Here is a 19,817-nt window from a genome sequence, read left to right as displayed (position 1 = left end):
GTGGGGGAAACGCCCGGTCCCATTCCGAACCCGGAAGCTAAGGCCCACTGCGCCGATGGTACTGCATCCGGGAGGATGTGGGAGAGTAGGACGCCGCCGGACAACCATTGAACAGAAGCCCTGGACCTCAAGGTCCAGGGCTTCTGTGTTTAACAAGCCATGGGCAGCGGCTGCCAGTACGCGCGTTCACACCCGGCCGGCGTGGTTTGATGAGGAGCATGTCCGAGAGCCTGTTCCTTGACCCGTTCGCCGTCCCTGCCCGTGGCGAGGATTCCCCTCCGAGCAAGGAGGCCGGAGCGTCTGGCGACGTGGTAGCCGGAACGGTGGTCAGCAGTGGTCCTGCGTCGGCCGAGGCCAAGCATGCCCTGAACGCCTCCATCCCGCTGGACCTGGACCAGGCGGTCGGCGTGTTCGTGGATGACACCCATCTCTGGTGGCCCCGGGCGCTCCGTGCCACCGGCGAGGCGGGGCACGTGTACTTCGGTGACGGCGCGCTGTTGGAGGAGGACGCGGATGGTCCGGGCGGTGACCAGGATCCGCCCTATGAGTGGGCGACCCTGGCCGGTGCGGCGGAGGGGACCCTGGAGCTCGACTGGTGGGGTGGCCACCGTGACCCGGCCGATGCGCCCGTCCGGCTCTACGTCTCCTGGTCCGCCGGTCCACGTGGGGGAGCGGAGCTGAGCGTCCGAGGGAACGAGCCGACGTCGTGGCTGGAGGAGTGGACCGCGGTCCTGGGAGCGTTCACCCGCTTCACCGGGGGCAGTCTCGCCGAACCGGTCGAGGGCGGCCAGGGGTCCTAGAGGCCGTTCTCCCGGAACATCTTGAGGTCCCCGTCCTCGAACTTCTGCTCGAGCACGCGGCCGTTGTTGCGCATCGACTGGAGGTCCTGTTTCAGGACGGTGTCCCGGCTGCGGGAGACCTCGGTGGCCAGCAGGCGCAGTTGCCCGTTCCATTCGGGGGCCGCGGCCGGCTTGGCCGAGTCCGGCAGGCGGAGGAACACGTCGAGCGTGCTCGGCAGGTACTGGTACACGAGGGACTCGATGGACAGGCGTTGCTCTGGTGCCTGCTGGACGAGGTCCCAGCGGTCGATCATCTCGCCCAGGTGCACGGTGATCATGGACAGGTCGTGCTGAGAGTCGGGGGGAAGCTGAGCGCGATGGCTCCGGACCTGTTGGCGGAGCTCTGCGAGCCGTCCGTCCATCTCTTCCCGGGTGGCGCCGCGCACGGGGATGCCGGAGGCATAGGTCTTGCGGTGAGCCGGCGTCAGGATCAGACCTGCCCCGTACCCCAGGGCCGCCGCGAGGAGGGCCGCGAGGATCGAATCGGACAGGAGTCCCACCCCGATGAACACGACGATGAAGGCCGCGAGGCCGGCCAGGTTCGGGCGTGACGCCAGGAAGTCCCTGAACGTGCCGAACCCCTCCGCCTCGGTGGCCACGTGTCCCCGTCTCTTTTGAGCTGGTCTGCTGACGTGACCAGTCTAGTGTCCGTGCCGGTCGCCTCCACGGATCGTTTTGGTGAATCCGGCAACGGACGGCTAGGATAGACCACTGTGGTTCCCCGCCGGACTCGGCATGGAACCACTCTCCACGGGGTGTGGCGCAGCTTGGTAGCGCGCGTCGTTCGGGACGACGAGGCCGCAGGTTCAAATCCTGTCACCCCGACCACGAGAAGCCGGCCGGGAGCATCAGCAGATGCTCCCGGCCGGCTTTGTTCTTGGTGTTCTTTCCTGCCGGTGTCTACCGGCGCTCAAGCGCCTGCAGGTGCTCTGGGGTGGTGGCGTCCACATGTTGCTGATACTCAGGGTGCTTCTCGATCCACCCCTTCACATACGGGCAGACCGCGACGATCCGGTACCCCTCGGCAATGGACGCGTCCAACGCTCCGCGGACCAGGGTCGAGGCGAGTCCGTGACCCCCGTACTCCTCGGCCACCTCGGTGTGGGGGAAGATCCGCTGCCGGGCCCCGTCGGCCGCTGCATGCTCGGTGAAGTAGGTCTTGCCGGCCGGCTCGCCCGAGGCATCCACGTGGATCTCGTACCGCGGCTTGCTGCCCTGGACGACCTGCGGGTGGTCCAGGGATGGTGACTGCTCGTTCATGGGTTCTCGAGTCTTCTTGACGGTGGGTTGGCGCGGGGTCGCATGCGGGTGGAGGGCAGTGCCGGGGCGGGCAACGGGGCGGGGGTGTCCGCCGGGAAGTCGCTGAACTGCGGGAACGTCCGGCCATCGAGGTATCTGGTGCCGATCGTGGCGTCCAGCAGGTCGCCGGACACCGGTGCGCCCGGCGGAGTGCCGGCGTCGGCCAGCGGGGAATCCTCCCCCGGCGCCTCGAAGCCCATCTCGGCCTGGTAGGCGGCGCGCCAGGCCACGATCTCCTCGTGGGTGCGGCCCACGAAGTTCCACCACATGATGATCTGCTCGCCCAGGGGCTCGCCGCCGATCAGCAGCGCGGTGACGGGGTCCGGTCCGGAGGCGATCCTCAGGCGGGTCCGGCCAGGGCCGACGAAGCCGAGGTGGTCCTCGGGGATCTCGACCCCGTCCAGGGAGAGGGCCCCGGTGACCTGGAGCAGGCCGTGTTCATGGCCGGCGGGGACGTCCACCTCCAGCGTGGTGCCGGGGTCCATGCGCAACTCCACGCCCGTGAGCGGGAGGTGCGTCTTCACCGGAGAGGTGGAGCCCAGCAGGGTGCCGAGGAAGACGCGGGCGGTGTAACCGGGCCCGGTGACCGGCTCCGGACGGTGGGCCTCGAGCGAGGGAGCCGTGGCACGGGCATGTTCCGGGAAGGCGTACCAGAGCTGGGCGCCGTGGAGGACGGTGGTGTCCGCCGTGGAGTACTCCGAATGGGTGATCCCGGAACCGGCATTCATCAGGTTGACCTCACCGGGGCGGACGGTGGCCCAATGGCCGGCGGAGTCGATGTGGTCTACCCGCCCGGTGAACAACCAGGAGACGGTCGCCAGCCCCGTGTGCGGGTGACGGGGGACCGCCATGCCCCCGGTGGCGGAGACGTCGTCCGGGCCGTAGAAGTCCAGGAAGCACCAGGCGCCGATCAGGGAGCGGGCCCGCTGCGGCAGGGTGCGTTTGACGGTCATGGCCCGGGGGCCGCCGAGGGGGACCGCGCGCGGCTCGAGCAGCTCGACCATGCCGGTCCCACCGGCGTGCGGGTCCACGCCGTCCGAGAGGCCCTCCGTGAAGCGCGGCCCGGTGGCCGGCTTGTTCCGGCAGAGGGTCTCCTGCGGGTCAGTCTCGGTGTTGCTCATGGCGCTTGCCTCGCTTCCGGCTGTTCACGGCGCCTGACCGGGTGGTGGGACAGGATGGAGATGCGGTTGGTGACGTCCATGGTGATGGCCAACCACTGGACGGCGGAGTACTGCTCATCCGTCAGCACGTGGTGGCTCATCAGCTGGCTGACCTGCTGGTCCTCCTGGCCGGGTAGCAGCGTGACCGTCTCGGCCAGGTCCAGGGCGGCCAGCTCCGTCTCGCTGTAGAGGGCCTCCGCCTCCCGCCAGGCGGCCACCAGGCCGAGGCGCTGGGAGTCGAGGCCGGCGTCGATCCCGTAGCGGGTGTGGACCTCGAGGCAGTAGGCGCAGCCGTTGAGTTGGGAGATGCGCAGGTTCACCAACTCCACGAGCTGATCGTCCAGGCCGGCCTTCCGGGCGGCGTTCTTCGCGGCGAGGGACAATCCGCCCACGGCCTTCCACGCGGCGGGGTCGGACTTGTCCAGGTAGAAGGCCAATGGATCCTGGCGTGCCTCAGAGCTCATGTCCGTACCAACCCCGGGCCCGTCAGCAACATTCCTGGCCGCCTTCCCCTCAGAAGCTGGAGGAGGAGCCGGCGCCGGAGAAGCTGCCGCCGGAGCTGCCGTATCCGGTCGAGGAGGACGAGGAGGAGGCCTCTGCCTGCTCTCGCGCCGTCACCACGTGGGACTGGCCCGAGGAGTATCCGAGGTGAAAGGCGGTCGCGGTCCAGAACCAGCCGGGCTGGTGCACCGTGTCCAGGATCGAGCCGGGACGGCGGGAGGAGCGGTGGCGTTCCCGTTCCAGTTCCTGCTGCAGGGTCTGGCGTTCGGCTTCGGACGTCGCGAAGGCATCGATCTGGGCCTTCGCGTAGTCGTCCAGCAACCCGGTCAGGCGGACCCGCAGGGCATCCAGGCCATCGAGGGCCTCGTCCGGGGAGAGCTGGCCGGTCTCCAGGCCGGCACCCAGCCGCTCCAGTTCCCGTTCCGCCTCATGCCGGAAGGAGCGCAACGGGGTGAGCTGATCGGCCTTGAGCTTGGGCTGTCCCGTCACCAACTCGTCGATCTGCCCCAGGTCCTCGCGCATCGGCGCGGTCTGGATGTCCCAGGCCTCGGGCCAGCCCGGGTACTTGTTCAGCAGCATGTTCGTGCTGCCCACGGTGTCGTCGAGCTGGTCGAGTTCCTCCGCCTGCTTCATGTACGACGTGATGGCCTTGCGGTGCTCCTTGCGGTGCAGCTTCTTCGACGGGATGCCGGACAGCCGGTCGTTCTGGCGGGCGGCCTCCACATAGCGTTCGTGGAAGGTGCGGTACCGCTCGAGCACCATGGCCCCGTACTTGGAGCCCTCCGGCACGGTATGGGCGTTCAGCTCGGTGGCCTCGAGGTCCGTGCTGACGTTGGCGAAGGCCTGGTTCCCCCGGTCAAGTTCCGCTTGGGCCTTCTGCCGCTGCTTCTTCCGGCCGGCCGCGACCGCCCCACCGAAGATGCCGCCGACGACCACCACGATCGCCCCGCCGATCCACACCCCGGGATGCTGGTACCACGGCCGGTTCATCACGGCCGCGGCGGACTCGGTGGCGTCCAGGGCGGCCTGCGTCCAGTTGGCCTCCGTCAGCGACTCGACCGCGTCCTCCCGGATGTCCTCCTGGGCATCGAGGCTGACCTTGCGGTCCTCGCCGAAGTAGACCCCCTGCAGGCGGCCCTCCGGATCGATCGCGTAGATGAACAGGCCGTCCGTCCACTTCTGCCCGTCGTCGCTGATCCACTCCGGATGGTTCTCGCGGGCATCGGCCAGGAGGCGCTCGTTGAGGTTGGACTCGGCCTCGCCGCGCTGGGTCCACACGACCACAGTGGTCGGCTCGCGGAAGTCGATGTCCGTCAGGCCCTCGCGCAGGGTCGGCTCGTGGATGACGCCGGCCCCGTCCTCGAGGATGACCTCCTCGGCCTGGTCGGCCTGAGCCGGGGAGGCCCCCAGGACGAGGGCCGCAGGCACCGCGGCCAGCAATCCGAGCGCCAGGCCGAAGGCCGCGACCCAGCCGGTAACCATGGTCGCCGCCCTGGTGGCGAGAACGGCACGCAGGCCGGTTCGGACATAGACGGTGTCGGTGGGCATCGGGCGTCCTCTGCTCTCAGTGTCCGATATCGGGTCGGTACGGGTCGGATCGGGCAGAGCCGGAGCCGTTCCCCTCAGTCCTGCACCAGAGTACCGCCGGTGAAGCGCGCCAGCTCGGGCGCGGACATCGGCCGGTTGAAGACCGGCCCGTCCGGTTCCAAGGCCCGGCCGGCGGCCAGCCCGGGCAGCAGCACCGGGGCGAACCCCAGGTCAAGGGCCAGTCGCCCGACGGCGGCCGCGGCCTCCTCGCTGTCCGAGGCCACTCCCAGCGCTCTCCGCTCGCGGCCCGGGGAACGGCCCGCGGTGTCCAGGTCCCAGTGGCTGACGTGGTTCAGGGCCTTCACCACCGTGGCGCCGGGGAACCGGGCGGCCAGGGCTGACGAACTGGACCGGCCGGCGTCGAGCGCGGACTGGAACCAGCCCGGGAGGGGCTCCTCGGCCCACCGGTTGGTGGCGTCCACGAGGAGGCAGCCATCCAGCCAGTCCGGGTCCACGGAGTCGAGGTCCTCCTGGGGGACCATCAGCACCACGATCGGCTGGTCCGTACCGTCCTGCGCGATCTCCTCCGCCGCCACCGCGGTGGCCCGGGGAGCGTACTGGGCCAGGTGCAGGCGCATCGCGGTGGGTGACCGGCTGGACGCGATCCGCACGGGGAGGCCGGCCGAGGCGGCGGCCCGGGCGAGCGAGGTCCCCGCCCGGCCGGCGCCGAGGATGTTGATCGGGCCCGTCACGGTGTGACCAGGATGCCGTCCTCATCCGCCCAGAGGGTGGCACCCGGGGTGAAGGTCACGCCGCCGAACTCGAGGGGGACGTCCACCTCGCCGGCCCCGTCCTTGGCGGATGTGCGCGGATTGGACCCCAGGGCCTTGACGCCCAGGTCCAGGGTGCGAACCACGGCCCGGTCCCGGATGGCCCCGTGGATGACCACTCCGGCCCAGCCGTTCCGCACGGCGGCCGCGGCGATGAGGTCGCCCATGAGGGCGGACTCCAGGGAGCCGCCGCCGTCCACCACGAGGACTGCGCCGTGTCCGGGGGAGTTCAAGGTCTGCTTGACCAGCCCGTTGTCCCGGTGGCAGCGGATGGTCCGCACGGGTCCGGTGAACACCGTCCGGGCGCCGAGGTCCTGGAACTGGACCGAACAGGACTGCAGCGTCTTGTCCGCGTCATAGAGATCGCACGTGGTGAATCCGGCGGTCACCGGATCTCGTTCCGCTGCAGGCCCAGGCCCTCGATCTCCGTCTCCAGGACGTCGCCGGCCTTCAGCCAGGGGCGCCGGCCGGCGTCGTTCTTCCGGGCCAGGGCGACCCCGGCGGGGGTGCCGGTGAGGATGAGGTCCCCGGGCAGCAGGGTGACCAGGTCGGAGATATAGGAGACGAGCTTCTCGGCGCCGAACACGAGGTCCCCGGTGGAGTCCTGCTGCATGACCTCGCCGTTGACGCGGGTGGTGATCGTGGCGCCGGGCGCGTATTCGTCCGGCGTGACCAGCCACGGGCCGATCGGCGTGGTCTCCTCCCAGACCTTTCCCTGCGTCCATTCGGTGGTGCGGCCCTGGTAGCCGCGGACGGAGACGTCATTGGAGATGGCGTAGCCGGCAATGTGGGAGGCGGCCCGGTCCTCGGGGATGCGGCGGCCGGGCTCGCCGATGACGATGCACAGCTCGCCCTCCCAGTCCAGCCGGTGGTCCTCGGCCGGGACCTCGATGGCATCCGTGGCACCGGTGAGCGTCTGGGCGAACTTGGTGAAGATCGAGGGGTGCTCCGGCAGCTCCAGCCCGGTCTCCAGGATGTGGTTGCGGTAGTTCAGCCCGATGCAGAACACCTTGGTGGGGAACGGGATGAGCGTGGCGGGCTCCAGTGCCGAGGCGTCCAGCACCCGGGAGGGGTCCTCCGCGGCCGCGGCCAGGGCGGCCTCCACCAGCTCGGTGCGGTTCGGCTCCGGCAGGGACAGGAAGTCCCCGACGTCGACCACGCCTTCGAGCTCGACGGCGGCCGTGGCGCGGGGACCGTCGGTCTCCGTGACGAGGGCGGCGAATGTGGCGCCCGGGGTGTCTGGGTCCGAGCCGGGCAGTCGATAGGTAGAGAGCTTCATGGGGATATCCCACCACACCGCCCGCCCGGTCCGCTCGGCCGACGGGTAGTTGTCAGCCCCGTCGTCCTGTGGAACCCTGAGCCGGTGACCATGGTCGCTGCAGGGTGGAGGGAAACGCCCTGCCCATCACTCCACCCACGAAGGGCGTCACCGTGTCCCGTCGATCTCCTGCCCCGAGGCACCGCCGCGCGGGCCTCCTCGCCACTGCCCTCAGCCTGGGGTTGCTGCTGCCGGGACTGGCCCTGGCTGCCCCGGCCGTGGCCGATTCCGAGCACCTGACACCCCTGGACCAGACGACCGAGTTCGACGAGTCGCTCCCGGTCCTCGACGACTCCGTCCTGGACGCCGTGCAGGGCAAGAGCGCGGGGCCGGACGCCGCCCCCGGCCGCGCCGATGCGGCCATCGCACACCTGGGCCCCTGCAAGCAGGACTTCACGGACGTCGCGCCGAAGACCACGTTCTACGCCCATGTCACGTGGATGGCCTGCGCAGGCCTGTCCAAGGGCTACGCGGACCACTCCTTCGGCGTCTACCGGGAGATCACCCGGAAAGAGGCCGCGGTCATGGTCTACCGCATGTCCGGGGCGAGTCACGACCCCGGCACCGCCCGCGACTTCGCGGACGTGACCCCGCGCAGCGGCGATGAGGGATTCACCGCCATCTCCTGGATGCATGAGCAGGAGATCGTGAGAGGCTACGTCAACGAGGGCCAGGAGTACCCCTCGTTCAAGCCGGGGCAGTCGATTTCCCGCGCCGAGCTCGCCTCCTACCTGTTCCGCTTCGCCGGGGACGCGGACTACACCGCTCCGGCGAAGGCGGCCTTCCGGGACGTCCCGACGACGGCGGCCCGGTACCGGGACATCTCCTGGCTGGTGGAGAACGAGATGGTCTCCGGCTACGCGGACGGCGCCTTCCGTCCCGGCCGTGCGGTGCAGCGCGGGGAGACCGCCAAGTACCTGTACGGCCTGGAGACCTACCTGAACGGCCAGCCGAAGCCGCCGACCCCCGCGCCGAAGCCGGCCCCGAAACCCGTCCCGGAGCCTGAACCCGCACCGGAGATCCCGCTGAAGTACAAGTACGTGGTGATCGCCGACGACGGCCTCAACGTGCGCTCCGGGGCCGGGGCGGGCTACCGGAAGGTCGCCTCCCTGGCCCGCAACACCAAGGTGGTCTGGACCGGGCGCAGCTCGTCCGTCAGCGGAGCCACCTGGCGGGAGATCACGGTCGGCTCCGTGGAGGGCTGGGTCCACGGCGGCTATCTCATCCGGGACTTCGAGGCGGGCAACGCCAAGTCAGAGGTCTCCCGATTGGGTAAGCGCTACCTCCCGGAGCGCCCGAAGCGGGGCGTCGCCATCCTCCGCGCCGACTACGAGACCCAGCCCAACGGCTATTGGTGCGGACCGGCCTCCATGGCGATCACCCTGTCCGCGTTCCGCCTCGACTTCTCGCAGAAGTCCCTGGCCACGGCGGCCCAGACCGACCGGGAGGGGACCTGGCTGCACCAGGTGGCCCGCGTGCTGGACTATCACGCACCGTTCGATGTCCGGTACACGGTGAAGACCATCCCCGGCACGGACGCGAACCTGGCCCAGACCCGCGAGTTCCGCACCGGCGCGAGGCGGTCCATTGACGGGGGCGCCCCCGTGGTCATCAACATCGCGGCGACCCCGGACGAGCAACCACCCCTCCAGCGGGCGAAGACCGGCGGCCGGTACACCCTGCGTCACCACATGGCCGTGGTCGGCTACAACACCGTCAACGACACGTTCCTCGTCTACGACCCGTGGACCGAGCCGTTCTGGGTGGACACGAGCCAGTTGGCCGACATGGCCGGGACCCGTGGTTACACCCTGCGAAAGTAACCCGCGCGAGTAGCGGGGCCCGCCCGGTGGCCACCCGGGGGACAATGGAGGCATGTACGCACCGCTCGACCTCCAGACCCCGCTCGTCGCCCAATGGATCGGCATCCTGCTGGCGGTCGCGGGCCTGGCCGTCGTCGCCCATGGCCTGTGGCGGCGCAAACGCTACCGGGCCCACCTCGACGACGAGGACGCCCGCTATGCAGGGCCGGACCGGCTCAGGGATGCCGTCCGCGAGACCGTCGCCGGCGCCGGTGTGCTGGTGATCGGCGTGGCCGCCATCGTCTACTCCGTCTTCGGCAACCAGGCCTGGCAGGACGCGGTCCAGGACAACGTGGCCGCCAAGTACGGCGTCGAATCCGTGCAGGGCAAGGAATGGCGGGGCAACGCGCTCAACGCAGACGTCACCATGCCGGACGGCACGGTCCACGAGGACGTGCTGATCACTTTCGAGGACTCGGGCGAACCGCAGATCACGCGAGACCTGACCCAGCCGCCCGAGCAGCCTGAGCAGTAACGCCGGGGTTTGCTACCGTTCACCACGTGACTAGCCCGCAGAACGTCCCCGCCTCCACGTACCGTCTGCAGCTCACCGCGGAGTTCACGCTCGACAGCGCCCGTGAGGTCCTGCCCTATCTGCGGGACCTGGGCGTCGACTGGCTCTACCTGTCTCCGATGCTCGGCGCAGAGGAGGGCTCCACCCACGGCTACGATGTGGTGGACCCCACCCAGGTGGACGACGCCCGCGGTGGGGAGACCGGGCTGCGTGAGCTGGCCGAGGCCGTGCACGCGGCCGGTGGCGGTATCCTCGCGGACATCGTGCCGAACCACGTGGGCGTGGCCACCCCCAAGGACAACACCTGGTGGTGGGACCTGCTCAAGCACGGCCGGGCCTCCAAGTACGCGATGGCGTTCGACATCGACTGGGCCGCCGGGGACTCCCGCATCTGGCTTCCCGTCCTGGGGGACGGCACCGATGAGGACCCGGAGGCCGAACTCGCGAGGCTGCGCGTGGTGGACGGGGAACTGCACTACTACGAGAACGTCTTCCCCCTGGCGCCGGGCACCGAGGAGGCGGCGCGCGCCGCCGTCGGGAACAATGCCGGGAACACAGTCGGGGACGAGGCCGGGGAGGAAGCTGTAGCCCGCGCCGCTCACGATCTGCAGAACTACCGGCTGATGCCGTGGCGCGAGGCGGACGAGAACCTCAACTACCGCCGCTTCTTCGCGGTCAACTCCCTGGCCGGGGTGCGGGTGGAGATCCCACGGGTCTTCGCCGAGACCCACCGGGAGATCCTGTCCTGGGTCCGTGACGGACTCGTGGACGGTCTTCGTGTGGACCACCCGGACGGGCTGGCGGATCCGGGCGGATACTTCGAGAACCTGCGCCAGGCCACCGGGGGGATCTACCTGCTCGGGGAGAAGATCCTGGAGCCCGGCGAACGGCTGCCCGCCGCCTGGCCCATGGACGGCACCACCGGTTACGACGCCCTCGGGGAGGTGGACCGCATCCTGACGGACCCGGCCGGAGCCCCGGAGCTCGATGAGGTGGCCGGTCGCCTCGGTGGCTGGGGTCGCACCGAGGACCCTGCCGGCGAGACGGACGCAGCCGCCGAGGTGGTGTGGGCGGAGATGATCCATGGCACCAAGCGCGCCGTGGCGGACGGCATGCTCCGCGCGGAGGTCGAACGCCTGACGCGGCTCGTGCCCGGACTGGTCCCGGATGACGAGGAAACCGGTGAGCACCTCGTTCACGACGCCCTGGCGGAACTGCTCGCCTGCTTTCCCGTCTACCGTTCCTACCTGCCGACCGGGCGCCATCATCTGGACGACGCCGCCGCTGATGCCGTGCGCCGCCGTCCTGACCTGGCGGAGGCGGTCGAGGCGCTCCTGCCGCTGATGGCCGATCCGGACCACCCCGTGGGCGAACGATTCCAGCAGACGTCCGGGATGGTCATGGCCAAGGGCGTGGAGGACACCGCCTTCTACCGGTACACGCGGTTGGCGTCGCTGAACGAGGTCGGCGGGGACCCGTCGTCGTTCGCGCTGGAACTGGAGCGGTTCCACGAGCTGCAGGGCGATCGCCAGGCCCGCATGCCCCGCACCATGACGACGCTCTCCACGCATGACACCAAGCGCAGCGAGGACGTCCGTGCTCGGATCGACGTGCTGTCCGAGATCCCCGGGGAGTGGGTCCGCACCCTGGACCGGCTCAGGGAGCTGGCTCCGCTGGGGGACGGACCGTTCGAGAAGCTGTTGTGGGAGACCATCGTGGGCGCCTGGCCGGTGGACGGCTCCCCGCTTCAGACGCAGCGGCTGGCCGACTACGCGCTCAAGGCCGCGCGCGAGGCCGCGACCCGCACCACCTGGACCGAACAGGACGAGGAGTTCGAGGCCGCGCTCTCGGACCTCGCCGAGCGGGCCACCGGGACGGGCGCGCTGCGGGAGGAGATCCAGCGCATCGCCGACCGGATCGCCGTGCCCGGCGTGACCAATCAGGTGGCCATGAAACTCATCCAGCTCACCATGCCCGGCATCCCGGACGTCTACCAGGGCACCGAAGTCCCGTTCCCCACCCTCGTGGACCCGGACAACCGCCGGTCCGTGGACTTCCGGGAGCGCGCAGCCCTGTTGGCCCGGCTCGACGACGGATGGGAGCCCGAGTTCCCGGCTCCGGCAGAGTCCGAGGACGGCTCGACCGGGCCCGACGGCGCCACGCTCGCCGAGTACGCCGCCGGACTGAAGATGCTCATCACCTCCCGCGCCCTGCGCGCCCGCCGCGAGCACCCCGAGTGGTTCACCCGCTACGAGGAGCTCGACGTCCTCGGAGAGGCATCGGACCATGTGGTCGCCTTCACCCGGGGCGGGTGCATCACCGTGGCCACCCGGTGGCCGCTGGGACTGGAGGACGAAGGGGGATGGGGGGACGCCGCCGTCGTGCTGCCCCGCCAGACCATGGTGGACCTGCTGACGGGGCGCCGCTTCGGCGGGGCCTTCACGGACGGCGCCACGCGCCTGGCGGAGGTCTTCGAACGTCACCCGGTGGCGCTGCTGGTGCCGGAAGACGGGAACACGTTGCGATGAGCGCGGCGAGGATGACCCTGCCGCCGCTGTCCGTGTGGGCGCCGTCCGCGGAGAGCGTCGAGTTGGCCGTGACCACGGCACCGCCCGGTGCCGTTCACGGCGCCGAGCATCGCTGGAACGGCGCGGAGCGTCTTCCCCTGGACCGGCAGGACAACGGCTGGTGGACTCCCGCTGAGCCGGTCCGCGCACGCGCGGCACTGGGATATGGGTTCGTCGTGGACGGCGAGGGACCGTTCCCGGACCCGCGCTCGCGGTGCCAACCGGACACGGTGCATGGGCCGTCCCGGCTGTTCGACAGCTCCGCGCATCCATGGCGGGACGGTGATTGGGCCGGCCGCCCGCTAGGGGGTGCGGTGATCTACGAACTCCACCTCGGCACCTTCACGGACGAGGGCACCCTGGATGCCGCCGCGGAGAAGCTGGACCACCTGGTCTCGCTCGGGGTGACCCACGTGGAGCTACTACCCGTGAACTCCTTCGGTGGGAGGCACAACTGGGGCTACGACGGGGTCGGCTGGTACGCCGTGGACGCCTCCTACGGCGGACCGGCGGCCTATCAACGCTTCGTGGACGCCTGCCACGGGGCAGGGCTGGCCGTGATCCAGGACGTGGTCTACAACCACCTCGGCCCCTCCGGAAACTACCTCCCGCGGTTCGGCCCGTACCTGACCGAGCACTCCACCGGCTGGGGCAGCGGGCTCAACCTGGACGGCCCGGACTCGGACGAGGTGCGCCGGTACATCCTGGACAACGCCCGGATGTGGTTCGAGGACTACCATGTGGACGGACTCCGTCTGGACGCGGTCCACGCGCTGCAGGACAGCCGTGCCGTGCACCTGCTCGAGGAGCTGGCCGCGGAGACGGAGACCCTGTCAGAGCGGCTGGGCCGGCCACTGGTGCTCGTGGCCGAATCGGACCTGAACGATCCGCGGCTCATCACGGAACGGCCCGGCCCCGGGGCCGATGGGGCAGGTGGCTACGGCCTGACGGGGCAGTGGTCGGACGACTTCCACCATGCGGTCCACGTGGCCCTGAGCGGAGAGACGGACGGCTACTACGCGGACTTCGCACCCCTGTCCGCGCTGGCCAAGGTGCTCAACGGCGGGTTCTTCCACGATGGCAGCTGGTCCTCCTTCCGCGGACGCCACCACGGCCGGCCCCTGGGGGAGCACATCCCCGCCGAGGCCTTGGTGGTGTGCCTCCAGAACCACGACCAGGTCGGCAACCGGGCCGCCGGTGACCGGTTGACCGCGATCCTCGACGAGGGACAGCTGGCGATCGGCGCCGCCCTGCTGTTGAGCGGTCCCTTCACCCCGATGCTCTTCATGGGAGAGGAGTGGGCGGCCTCCACCCCGTGGCAATTCTTCACGGCGCACCGTGAGCCCGAGCTGGCGCAGGCGGTGACGGAGGGGCGGCGCCGGGAGTTCGCCCGCATGGCTTGGAGTCACGACGCGGTGCCGGACCCGCAGTCCCCGGAGACCTTTGCCGCGTCGACGCTGCGCTGGGACGAGGCCGAGACCGGCCGGCACGCCCGGATTCTGGAGTTGTACCGGACGCTGGGACGGCTGCGCGCCACGCGTCCCGAGCTGACCGACCCCGATCGCTCCACCACCCGCGCCGCGGTGGATGACGAGCGACGGTGGGTGCGGATGGACCGCGGCGTTGAGCGCGGGAAGGCGGGGGCCGACGTCGGACCCGGTGCTGTGGTCCTTTTGGCGGCACTGGGCGCGGAGCCGATGCCGATCCCGGACGAGGCGCTCGGATATCGTCTGTTGGCGGGCCACAGTCCCGACGGTCCCTGCACCGCGGTTCCCGACGACGGGCGCCTCCCACCGCACAGTTTCCTGCTCCTCGGGCGCGAGGGTCAGTCGTAGTTCTCCGAGGGGAGCTCCAGCACCTTGAGCATGGTGGTCGTCGGATGCAGCACCACGGCGTCCTCGTCCCGGCGGTGGGGCAGGACGGTCTGGAGGTAGGACTCCAGGGCTTCGTCCAGTGGCACCGACCGGGACTGGTTCTCGGAGAGGTACCAGCGGTGCTCCAATAGCTGGTGCATCACCTCGGCGGGCTCGAGCTTGCCGGACAGGTTCGCCGGGATGGACTGGGCCACGGGCTCGAAGACCTCGATCAGCCACCGGTTCGCGGCCTCGTGCTCGTCCATCTCGGGATGATTGACGGCCCGGTACTCATCGATGTCCCGCAGCAGCCGCCGGGCCTGGTTCTCCTGCACGTCCAGGCCGGTCAACCCCAACAGGCGGCGCTGGTGGTGGCCCGGGTCCACGACCTTGGGCTGCAGCACCAGTTCGGAGCCGCCCCGGGTGGTGCGGATGGCGTACTCCTCCACATCGAAGCCGAGGGAGTTCAAGCGGCGGATCCGCTCCTCGACCCGCCAGCGCTCGCCGGGCCGGAAGGACATGTCCGCGGTGAGCTCCTCCCACAGCCGGCGGTAGGCATCGATGATCAGCTGCGAGGTGGCCACGGGATCCACGTCCCCCTCCACCAGGCCGCCGGACATCAGGTCCATCAGCTCACCGGCCACGTTGACCCGGGCCAGCTCCAGGTCGTGCTCCCGCTGGCCGCGGGACAGGGAGGGATGCAGCTCACCGGTCTCGGCATCCACCAGGTAGGCCGCGAAGGCGCCGGCGTCACGGCGGAACAGGGTGTTGGACAGGGAGACGTCCCCCCAGTAGAAACCGGCCAGGTGCAGCTCCACGAGCAGCAGGGCGAGGGCGTCGATCAGCCGGGTCAGGGTGTCCCGGTGCAGCCGCCGGGAAAACACGGCGCGGTAGGGCAGCGAGAACCGCAGGTGCCGGGTCACGAGCACCGTCGGCAGGGGCTCGCCGTCCGGGTCGATGCGCCCGGCGACCACGGCCACCGGCTCCACGCAGGGGACGTCCAATCGTTCGAGCCGGCGCAGCAACTGGTATTCGCGGCGAGCCGAGGACTCCGTGGTCTCCTTCACCGCGACCACGGCACCCTCGAGGTGGGCGAACCGCACCACGTGCCGGGACAGTCCGCGGGGGAGGGCGGCGAGGGCGGAGTCGGGCCACTCGGCCAACGGCACGTCCCAGGGTAGGGAGATCAACGCCGCAGTGTCCACGGCAGTACCCGAGGTGGTGATGTCCAGACCGGAACGCGGTGTCATGACACGGCAGTGTCCTCCCTCAGCTGGCCTGAGTCCAGCCGCAGCAGGCGGTCCGCCACGGAGGCCACCGGGCCGGGCTCGGCCGTGGCGTACAGCGTGGTGACGTCCAGGGTGTGGGCCAGGCTGCGGATCAGCTCGGCCGTGTGGTCCTTCAGTGCCGGGGGCAGGGCGGTGAGCGGATCGTCCATGAGCAGCACGGCGGGCCGGCGGACCACCGCCCGGGCGAGCGCCACCTGCTGCCGTTGCGGGCCGGTCAGCCGTTCGGGTGTCCAGCCGAGCTGCTCCTCCAGGTCCAGGAGGCGGGCGGCCTCCCGGACCCGGTCCTGCCGTTCGGCCGGGGGGACACCGGCCACCCGTAAGGCGAAGCTCATGTTCTCCTGCACGTCCATGTGCGGGTAGAGGGCGTAGTGCTGGAAGACGATCACGGCGTCACGGTCATGTGCGGGCACCTCGGTCACGTCCACGCCGCCGATCAGCACCCGTCCGGCATCCGGCGACTCCTGGCCGGCCACCACCCTTAGCAGCGTGGACTTGCCGCTGCGCAGGTCACCGGCGACCACCGTGAACCGGCCGTCCTGGGCCCAGAGGTCCAGCTCGTCCAGGGCGGGGGTCCGTGCGGACGGGTACTGGACCGTGATGCCGCGCAACTCTACTGACGCCATGACCGCACCGCCTCCAGCACGGTGGCCACGTCCGCCGGCCCCTCAATCCTGAACTGCGCCCGGGTCTCTCCGGGGCCGACCTTGATGGACACGTCCCGGGCCGGGTCGAGCCGGGCGAATCCCGTCTCGTCCGTCACATCGTCCCCGGCGAACAACACCGCTTCCGCCCCGGTGACAGACCTCAGCAGGTCCAGCCCCTGGCCCTTGTCCGCCCGCACCACGGCGACTTCCAGCACGTCCTTGCCGTGCCCGATGTAGACGGGGGCCAGCCCGTCCAGCTTGCCCAACGCCTCTTCGGCCTCGGCCACCGCCCGGCGCCTCGCCTCGTCCGACCGGGCCAGCCGCACCTGCAGCACCCGGGCCGCCGGCTTGGACTCCACCCACGAGTCCGGATACTGGGCGGCCACGGGCTCCAACACCTGCCCGACGGCGGCCAGCGTCCGAGTTTGTTCCTCGTCCAGTTCCAGTGGGGGTGCCTCCGGACCGAGGCGGCGCTCGGCGCCGTGTGACCCGATGAGCAGCGTCCGCTCCGGCGGAGCGGCGACAGCCGTCAGCGAGGCCAGGGCGCGGCCGGAGACCAAGGCCGTGTGCACGCCCGGGAGTTCGGCCAGGGCGGCCAGCGCGGTGGCGTTCGCCGGCAGGGGCCGGGCGTTCTCGGCCCGGTCCACGAGCTCGGCCATGACCCCGTCGAAGTCCAGTGCCACGAGGATCGAATCCCGCGCGGCGAACTCCTGCAGGGCGGTGGCCAGCCCCGGACCGGTCATCGTCCGTCCCCGGGGGTGGAACCGTCAGCGGGCCCACTCTCATCAAAGGGCTCGTCGACCTCGTGGTCTCGGCGCTCGCGATCGTCATCGGTGTCCATGAAGGCCGACTGCTGGCCGCCGTCCTCCGCTCCGGCCCGCTCCGCCGGCGCCGCGCCGCCGAGGCGGTCGAGGAAGTCCCGGGACCACTTGTTCACGTCATGGGTGATGAGCTGCCGGTGCATCGCCTTCATGCGTTTGGTGGCCTCACCGGGGGCCATCTCGGTGGCCTCCATGATGGCGTTCTTCAGCCCGTCGATGTCATGGGGGTTGACCAGCAGGGCTTTGCGCAGCTGGTCCGCGGCTCCGGCGAACTCGGAGAGCACCAGCACTCCGCCCCAGCCGCCGCGGGCCGCCACATACTCCTTGGCCACGAGGTTCATCCCGTCCCGCAGCGCGGTCACCAGCATGACGTCCGCGGCCAGGTAGAGCGCGACCATCTCCTCGACCGGATAGGAGTGGTGCAGGTACCGGATGGCGGTGTGGCCCATCGTGTCGAAGGTGCCGTTGACACGGCCGACGGACAACTCGATCTCGTCCCGCAACTCCTTGTAGGAGTCCACGCTTTCCCGGGACGGGCTGGCCACCTGCACCAGGCAGGCGTCCTCGACGCTCAGCCGGCCGTCCTCGAGCAGCTCGGAGAAGGCCTTGATGCGGTGCCGGATGCCCTTGGTGTAGTCCAGCCGGTCAACACCCAGGAGGATGGTGCGCGGGTTGCCCAGTTCCTCGCGGATCTGCCGGGCGCGGGCTTGGATGTCCGGGTCCTGGGCCAGGTCCGTGATGGTGTCCACGTCGATCGAGATGGGGAACGCGGCGGCACCCACGGTGCGGGCGCCGCCGTCGTGCTCCTTCACCTGGACCGCATTGGAACGGAACGAGGAGCCCAGGATGCGCCGCACGGCGCCCTGGAAGTTCGAGACGTCCGAGCGGCGCTGGAAGCCGATCAGGTCCGCGCCGAGCAGGCCCTCGAGCACCGGGCGGCGCCACGGCAGCTGCGCGTAGATCTCGACCGGTGGGAACGGGATGTGATGGAAGTAGCCGATCCGCAGGTCCGGGCGGAGCCGGCGCAGGATCCTGGGCACCAGCTGCAGCTGGTAGTCCTGCACCCAGACCGTGGCCCCCTCGGCGGCGGTGGCGGCCGCGGCATGGGCGAACCGAGCGTTGACCTGCTGATAGGTGTCCCACCACTGCCGGTGGAACTCCGGGCGGGCGATGACGTCGTGGTACAGCGGCCAGAGGGTGGAGTTGGAGAAGCCCTCGTAGTACTTGACCAGTTCCTGCTCGGTCAGGGGCACGGGGACCAGGTGCATGCCCTCATGGGTGAAGGGCTCCAGCGGCTCGTCCAGCTCCTCCTCCGGGGAACCGCCCCATCCGACCCACGCACCCTCCTGCCGGGTCATGATGGGCGCCAGCGCGGTGACCAGGCCGCCGGGGGACCGGCGCCACGAGGCGGTGCCGTCCTCCTCGACCACACGGTCCACGGCCAGGCGGTTGGCCACGACCACGAGGTCGGCGTGGCCCGGCGCCGGTGGATCCCCGGCCAGCTTCTCGACGAACGGTACGGCGCCGGTGGGGATGTCGACGGTGGTGTTGTTCACTGCGGACCTCCTTGTCCTTCCGATCCGAGCCTATCGCCAGGGACCGCCCGGAGGGGTGGCCATCGTGTGAACAGGTTTCTCAGGTTGGCCCGGTAGTCTGTCCCACGGCCCGCCGAAGGATGGTATGAGGGGATACCGGCCGGCTACATGACACCGCAGCGACCCCGAGAGTCAGGACGACAGGCAGGACCATGGCGACTAGTAAGAATCAAACGAAGGCCGAACGGCAGCAGACGGCGCGTGAGAAGGCCCGGCAGATGCAGGAGGAGCAGCGCCGCCAGGAGAAGCGGCGTTCCCTCATGGTGCGCTGGGGCGTCGTCATCGGCGTCGTGGTGGTCATCGCCGTGGTGATCGGTGTCATCTTCATGAACTCCTCCCGCTCCATTCCCGACGCCGGCCCCGCACCGAGCGCGGGCAATGACCAGGGCGGTATCACCCTCACCTCCACCACCGAACTTGCCCCGGGCGACGAAGGTCTCGAGGAGGTCGACGCCACGACCGTCGAGATCCCGGAGGCCACCGGCGAGCAGCCCGAGACCGTCCCCGGTGCGGAGGCCCGCCCGGCCGGTGAGCCGGCCCAGATCATCGTCTACGCCGACGCCAACTGCGTGCACTGCGCCAGCTTCGAGGCGGAGAACGCCGAGCAGCTGAACCAGTGGCTGGACGCTGGCGAGGTCACCGTGGAGTACCGCATGCTGGACTTCCTGGACAACCCCGCCACCGGCAACTACTCCTCCCGCGCCGCCAATGCGGCCACCTGCGTGGCGGAGAACTCCCCGGAGAACTACAACTCCTTCATCACGCAGGTCTTCGGCGCCTACACCGGTCATGGCGGCCAGGGCCTGAGCGACGACGAGCTCAAGGACATGGCCTCCGGCCTGGGAGCCGACATCGACTCCTGCGTGGACGGCAACACCTACCGCCCCTACGTGAAGTACTCCGGCGCCCAGGCTCGTGCCGCGGGCGTGGCGGGCACCCCGTCCGTGTGGGTCCAGGGCCAGAACTGGGCCACCGCCGAGCAGGGCCAGTCCTTCACCGACTGGGCCCAGGGCATCATGGACGCGTCCTGATCGCCTGATCCGCTACTCTTGAAGGGCCGGTTTCCGTCCACGTCAGCAGGCTCGCTGACGGGGTACGGTGCCGGCCCTTCTCGCCTCCTTAGCTCAGCTGGCCAGAGCACCTGTCTTGTAAACAGGGGGTCACCGGTTCGAATCCGGTAGGGGGCTCCATGGTGCCG

18 protein-coding genes, 2 tRNA genes and 1 rRNA gene are annotated in these 19,817 nt (G+C 70.2%); 9 read left to right on the top strand and 12 right to left on the bottom strand.

Annotated features, from left to right (window positions below; genetic code table 11):
* A 5S ribosomal RNA gene (gene rrf, locus IEX49_RS03435) occupies positions 1–102 on the top strand; the annotation flags it as partial.
* A 116-nt stretch (positions 103–218) separates the two neighbouring features.
* A complete protein-coding gene (locus IEX49_RS03430) occupies positions 219–800 on the top strand; it encodes a hypothetical protein (protein ID WP_188804100.1) in 582 nt (193 codons plus the stop codon).
* Here IEX49_RS03430 and IEX49_RS03425 read toward each other — a convergent pair.
* Positions 797–1,438: a hypothetical protein gene (locus IEX49_RS03425; RefSeq protein WP_188804098.1), complete on the bottom strand. Its 642-nt coding sequence runs from the start codon at positions 1,436–1,438 to the stop codon at positions 797–799. The two genes, IEX49_RS03430 and IEX49_RS03425, sit on opposite strands and share 4 nt — an antisense overlap.
* Before the next feature lie 152 nt (positions 1,439–1,590).
* Between IEX49_RS03425 and IEX49_RS03420 the strand changes: the two genes are divergently transcribed.
* Positions 1,591–1,667, top strand: a tRNA-Pro gene (locus tag IEX49_RS03420).
* A 72-nt stretch (positions 1,668–1,739) separates the two neighbouring features.
* Here the strand turns inward: IEX49_RS03420 and IEX49_RS03415 are convergent.
* The 7 genes from IEX49_RS03415 to IEX49_RS03385 all read right to left on the bottom strand — a co-directional run bounded on the left by IEX49_RS03415 (position 1,740) and on the right by IEX49_RS03385 (position 7,435).
* Positions 1,740–2,099, bottom strand: a complete 360-nt coding sequence (locus IEX49_RS03415; RefSeq protein ID WP_188804096.1) for a GNAT family N-acetyltransferase — start codon at positions 2,097–2,099, stop codon at positions 1,740–1,742.
* Positions 2,096–3,259 carry a pirin family protein gene (locus IEX49_RS03410; RefSeq protein WP_188804094.1) on the bottom strand — a complete coding sequence of 388 codons (1,164 nt, stop codon included), beginning with the start codon at positions 3,257–3,259 and terminating at the stop codon, positions 2,096–2,098. The genes IEX49_RS03415 and IEX49_RS03410 overlap by 4 nt, the downstream gene beginning before the upstream one ends.
* Positions 3,256–3,762 (bottom strand): carboxymuconolactone decarboxylase family protein, encoded by a 507-nt coding sequence (locus IEX49_RS03405; RefSeq protein WP_188804092.1) that lies wholly within the window; start codon positions 3,760–3,762, stop codon positions 3,256–3,258. Before IEX49_RS03405 ends, IEX49_RS03410 begins: the two co-directional genes overlap by 4 nt.
* 49 nt (positions 3,763–3,811) lie before the next feature.
* Positions 3,812–5,347 (bottom strand): DUF5129 domain-containing protein, encoded by a 1,536-nt coding sequence (locus IEX49_RS03400; protein ID WP_188804090.1) that lies wholly within the window; start codon positions 5,345–5,347, stop codon positions 3,812–3,814.
* Positions 5,348–5,421: 74 nt separating this feature from the next.
* Positions 5,422–6,078, bottom strand: coding sequence for an NADPH-dependent F420 reductase (locus tag IEX49_RS03395; RefSeq protein ID WP_188804088.1), 657 nt, complete (start codon positions 6,076–6,078; stop codon positions 5,422–5,424).
* Positions 6,075–6,545 carry a ribonuclease E activity regulator RraA gene (gene rraA, locus IEX49_RS03390; protein WP_188804086.1) on the bottom strand — a complete coding sequence of 157 codons (471 nt, stop codon included), beginning with the start codon at positions 6,543–6,545 and terminating at the stop codon, positions 6,075–6,077. Before rraA ends, IEX49_RS03395 begins: the two co-directional genes overlap by 4 nt.
* Entirely contained in the window at positions 6,542–7,435 is an 894-nt protein-coding gene (locus tag IEX49_RS03385; protein WP_188804084.1) for a fumarylacetoacetate hydrolase family protein, read from the bottom strand. The genes rraA and IEX49_RS03385 overlap by 4 nt, the downstream gene beginning before the upstream one ends.
* Before the next feature lie 152 nt (positions 7,436–7,587).
* Here IEX49_RS03385 and IEX49_RS03380 point away from each other — a divergent pair, with 152 nt between their 5' ends.
* The 4 genes from IEX49_RS03380 to treZ are packed head-to-tail and all read left to right on the top strand — an operon-like array spanning position 7,588 to position 14,252.
* The gene (locus tag IEX49_RS03380; protein ID WP_188804082.1) at positions 7,588–9,297 is read left to right on the top strand and encodes an S-layer homology domain-containing protein; all 1,710 of its coding nucleotides are present in this window, start codon (positions 7,588–7,590) and stop codon (positions 9,295–9,297) included.
* Between the two features lie 52 nt (positions 9,298–9,349).
* Positions 9,350–9,811 carry a YidH family protein gene (locus IEX49_RS03375; protein ID WP_188804080.1) on the top strand — a complete coding sequence of 154 codons (462 nt, stop codon included), beginning with the start codon at positions 9,350–9,352 and terminating at the stop codon, positions 9,809–9,811.
* A gap of 26 nt (positions 9,812–9,837) precedes the next feature.
* On the top strand, positions 9,838–12,378 hold the full coding sequence (gene treY / locus IEX49_RS03370; RefSeq protein WP_188804078.1) for a malto-oligosyltrehalose synthase: 2,541 nt from the start codon (positions 9,838–9,840) through the stop codon (positions 12,376–12,378).
* Positions 12,375–14,252, top strand: coding sequence for a malto-oligosyltrehalose trehalohydrolase (gene treZ / locus IEX49_RS03365; protein ID WP_188804076.1), 1,878 nt, complete (start codon positions 12,375–12,377; stop codon positions 14,250–14,252). Before treY ends, treZ begins: the two co-directional genes overlap by 4 nt.
* On the opposite strand, the gene IEX49_RS03360 is transcribed toward treZ, so the two are convergent.
* The 4 genes from IEX49_RS03360 to IEX49_RS03345 are packed head-to-tail and all read right to left on the bottom strand — an operon-like array spanning position 14,243 to position 18,526.
* Positions 14,243–15,520 (bottom strand): DUF4032 domain-containing protein, encoded by a 1,278-nt coding sequence (locus IEX49_RS03360; protein WP_188804074.1) that lies wholly within the window; start codon positions 15,518–15,520, stop codon positions 14,243–14,245. The two genes, treZ and IEX49_RS03360, sit on opposite strands and share 10 nt — an antisense overlap.
* Positions 15,517–16,182 carry an ABC transporter ATP-binding protein gene (locus IEX49_RS03355; protein WP_188804072.1) on the bottom strand — a complete coding sequence of 222 codons (666 nt, stop codon included), beginning with the start codon at positions 16,180–16,182 and terminating at the stop codon, positions 15,517–15,519. Before IEX49_RS03355 ends, IEX49_RS03360 begins: the two co-directional genes overlap by 4 nt.
* Entirely contained in the window at positions 16,170–16,946 is a 777-nt protein-coding gene (gene otsB, locus IEX49_RS03350) for a trehalose-phosphatase (RefSeq protein WP_188804070.1), read from the bottom strand. Before otsB ends, IEX49_RS03355 begins: the two co-directional genes overlap by 13 nt.
* The gene (locus tag IEX49_RS03345) at positions 16,943–18,526 is read right to left on the bottom strand and encodes an alpha,alpha-trehalose-phosphate synthase (UDP-forming) (RefSeq protein ID WP_229672184.1); all 1,584 of its coding nucleotides are present in this window, start codon (positions 18,524–18,526) and stop codon (positions 16,943–16,945) included. Before IEX49_RS03345 ends, otsB begins: the two co-directional genes overlap by 4 nt.
* Positions 18,527–18,771: 245 nt before the next feature.
* Between IEX49_RS03345 and IEX49_RS03340 the strand changes: the two genes are divergently transcribed.
* Complete coding sequence (locus tag IEX49_RS03340; RefSeq protein WP_188804066.1) at positions 18,772–19,650, top strand: DsbA family protein; 879 nt, start codon at positions 18,772–18,774, stop codon at positions 19,648–19,650.
* An 82-nt stretch (positions 19,651–19,732) separates the two neighbouring features.
* Positions 19,733–19,809, top strand: a tRNA-Thr gene (locus IEX49_RS03335).
* Positions 19,810–19,817: the final 8 nt, after the last annotated feature.

The sequence above is a fragment of the Citricoccus zhacaiensis genome (assembly GCF_014645315.1).
GTDB classification, from domain to species: domain Bacteria; phylum Actinomycetota; class Actinomycetes; order Actinomycetales; family Micrococcaceae; genus Citricoccus; species Citricoccus zhacaiensis.
The sequence above is the reverse complement of the archived record's forward strand: the minus strand, read 5'-3'. Positions and strand labels throughout refer to the sequence as shown.

Excerpts from the sequence above, each read along its gene's own strand:
- IEX49_RS03430 (WP_188804100.1), top strand. The coding sequence starts at position 219 with ATGTCCGAGAGCCTGTTCCTTGACCCGTTCGCCGTCCCTGCCCGTGGC.
- IEX49_RS03400 (WP_188804090.1), bottom strand. The coding sequence starts at position 5,347 with ATGCCCACCGACACCGTCTATGTCCGAACCGGCCTGCGTGCCGTTCTC.
- IEX49_RS03410 (WP_188804094.1), bottom strand. The coding sequence starts at position 3,259 with ATGAGCAACACCGAGACTGACCCGCAGGAGACCCTCTGCCGGAACAAG.
- IEX49_RS03355 (WP_188804072.1), bottom strand. The coding sequence starts at position 16,182 with ATGGCGTCAGTAGAGTTGCGCGGCATCACGGTCCAGTACCCGTCCGCA.
- treZ (WP_188804076.1), top strand. The coding sequence starts at position 12,375 with ATGAGCGCGGCGAGGATGACCCTGCCGCCGCTGTCCGTGTGGGCGCCG.
- IEX49_RS03360 (WP_188804074.1), bottom strand. The coding sequence starts at position 15,520 with ATGACACCGCGTTCCGGTCTGGACATCACCACCTCGGGTACTGCCGTG.
- otsB (WP_188804070.1), bottom strand. The coding sequence starts at position 16,946 with ATGACCGGTCCGGGGCTGGCCACCGCCCTGCAGGAGTTCGCCGCGCGG.
- IEX49_RS03415 (WP_188804096.1), bottom strand. The coding sequence starts at position 2,099 with ATGAACGAGCAGTCACCATCCCTGGACCACCCGCAGGTCGTCCAGGGC.
- IEX49_RS03385 (WP_188804084.1), bottom strand. The coding sequence starts at position 7,435 with ATGAAGCTCTCTACCTATCGACTGCCCGGCTCGGACCCAGACACCCCG.
- IEX49_RS03340 (WP_188804066.1), top strand. The coding sequence starts at position 18,772 with ATGGCGACTAGTAAGAATCAAACGAAGGCCGAACGGCAGCAGACGGCG.
- IEX49_RS03405 (WP_188804092.1), bottom strand. The coding sequence starts at position 3,762 with ATGAGCTCTGAGGCACGCCAGGATCCATTGGCCTTCTACCTGGACAAG.
- IEX49_RS03375 (WP_188804080.1), top strand. The coding sequence starts at position 9,350 with ATGTACGCACCGCTCGACCTCCAGACCCCGCTCGTCGCCCAATGGATC.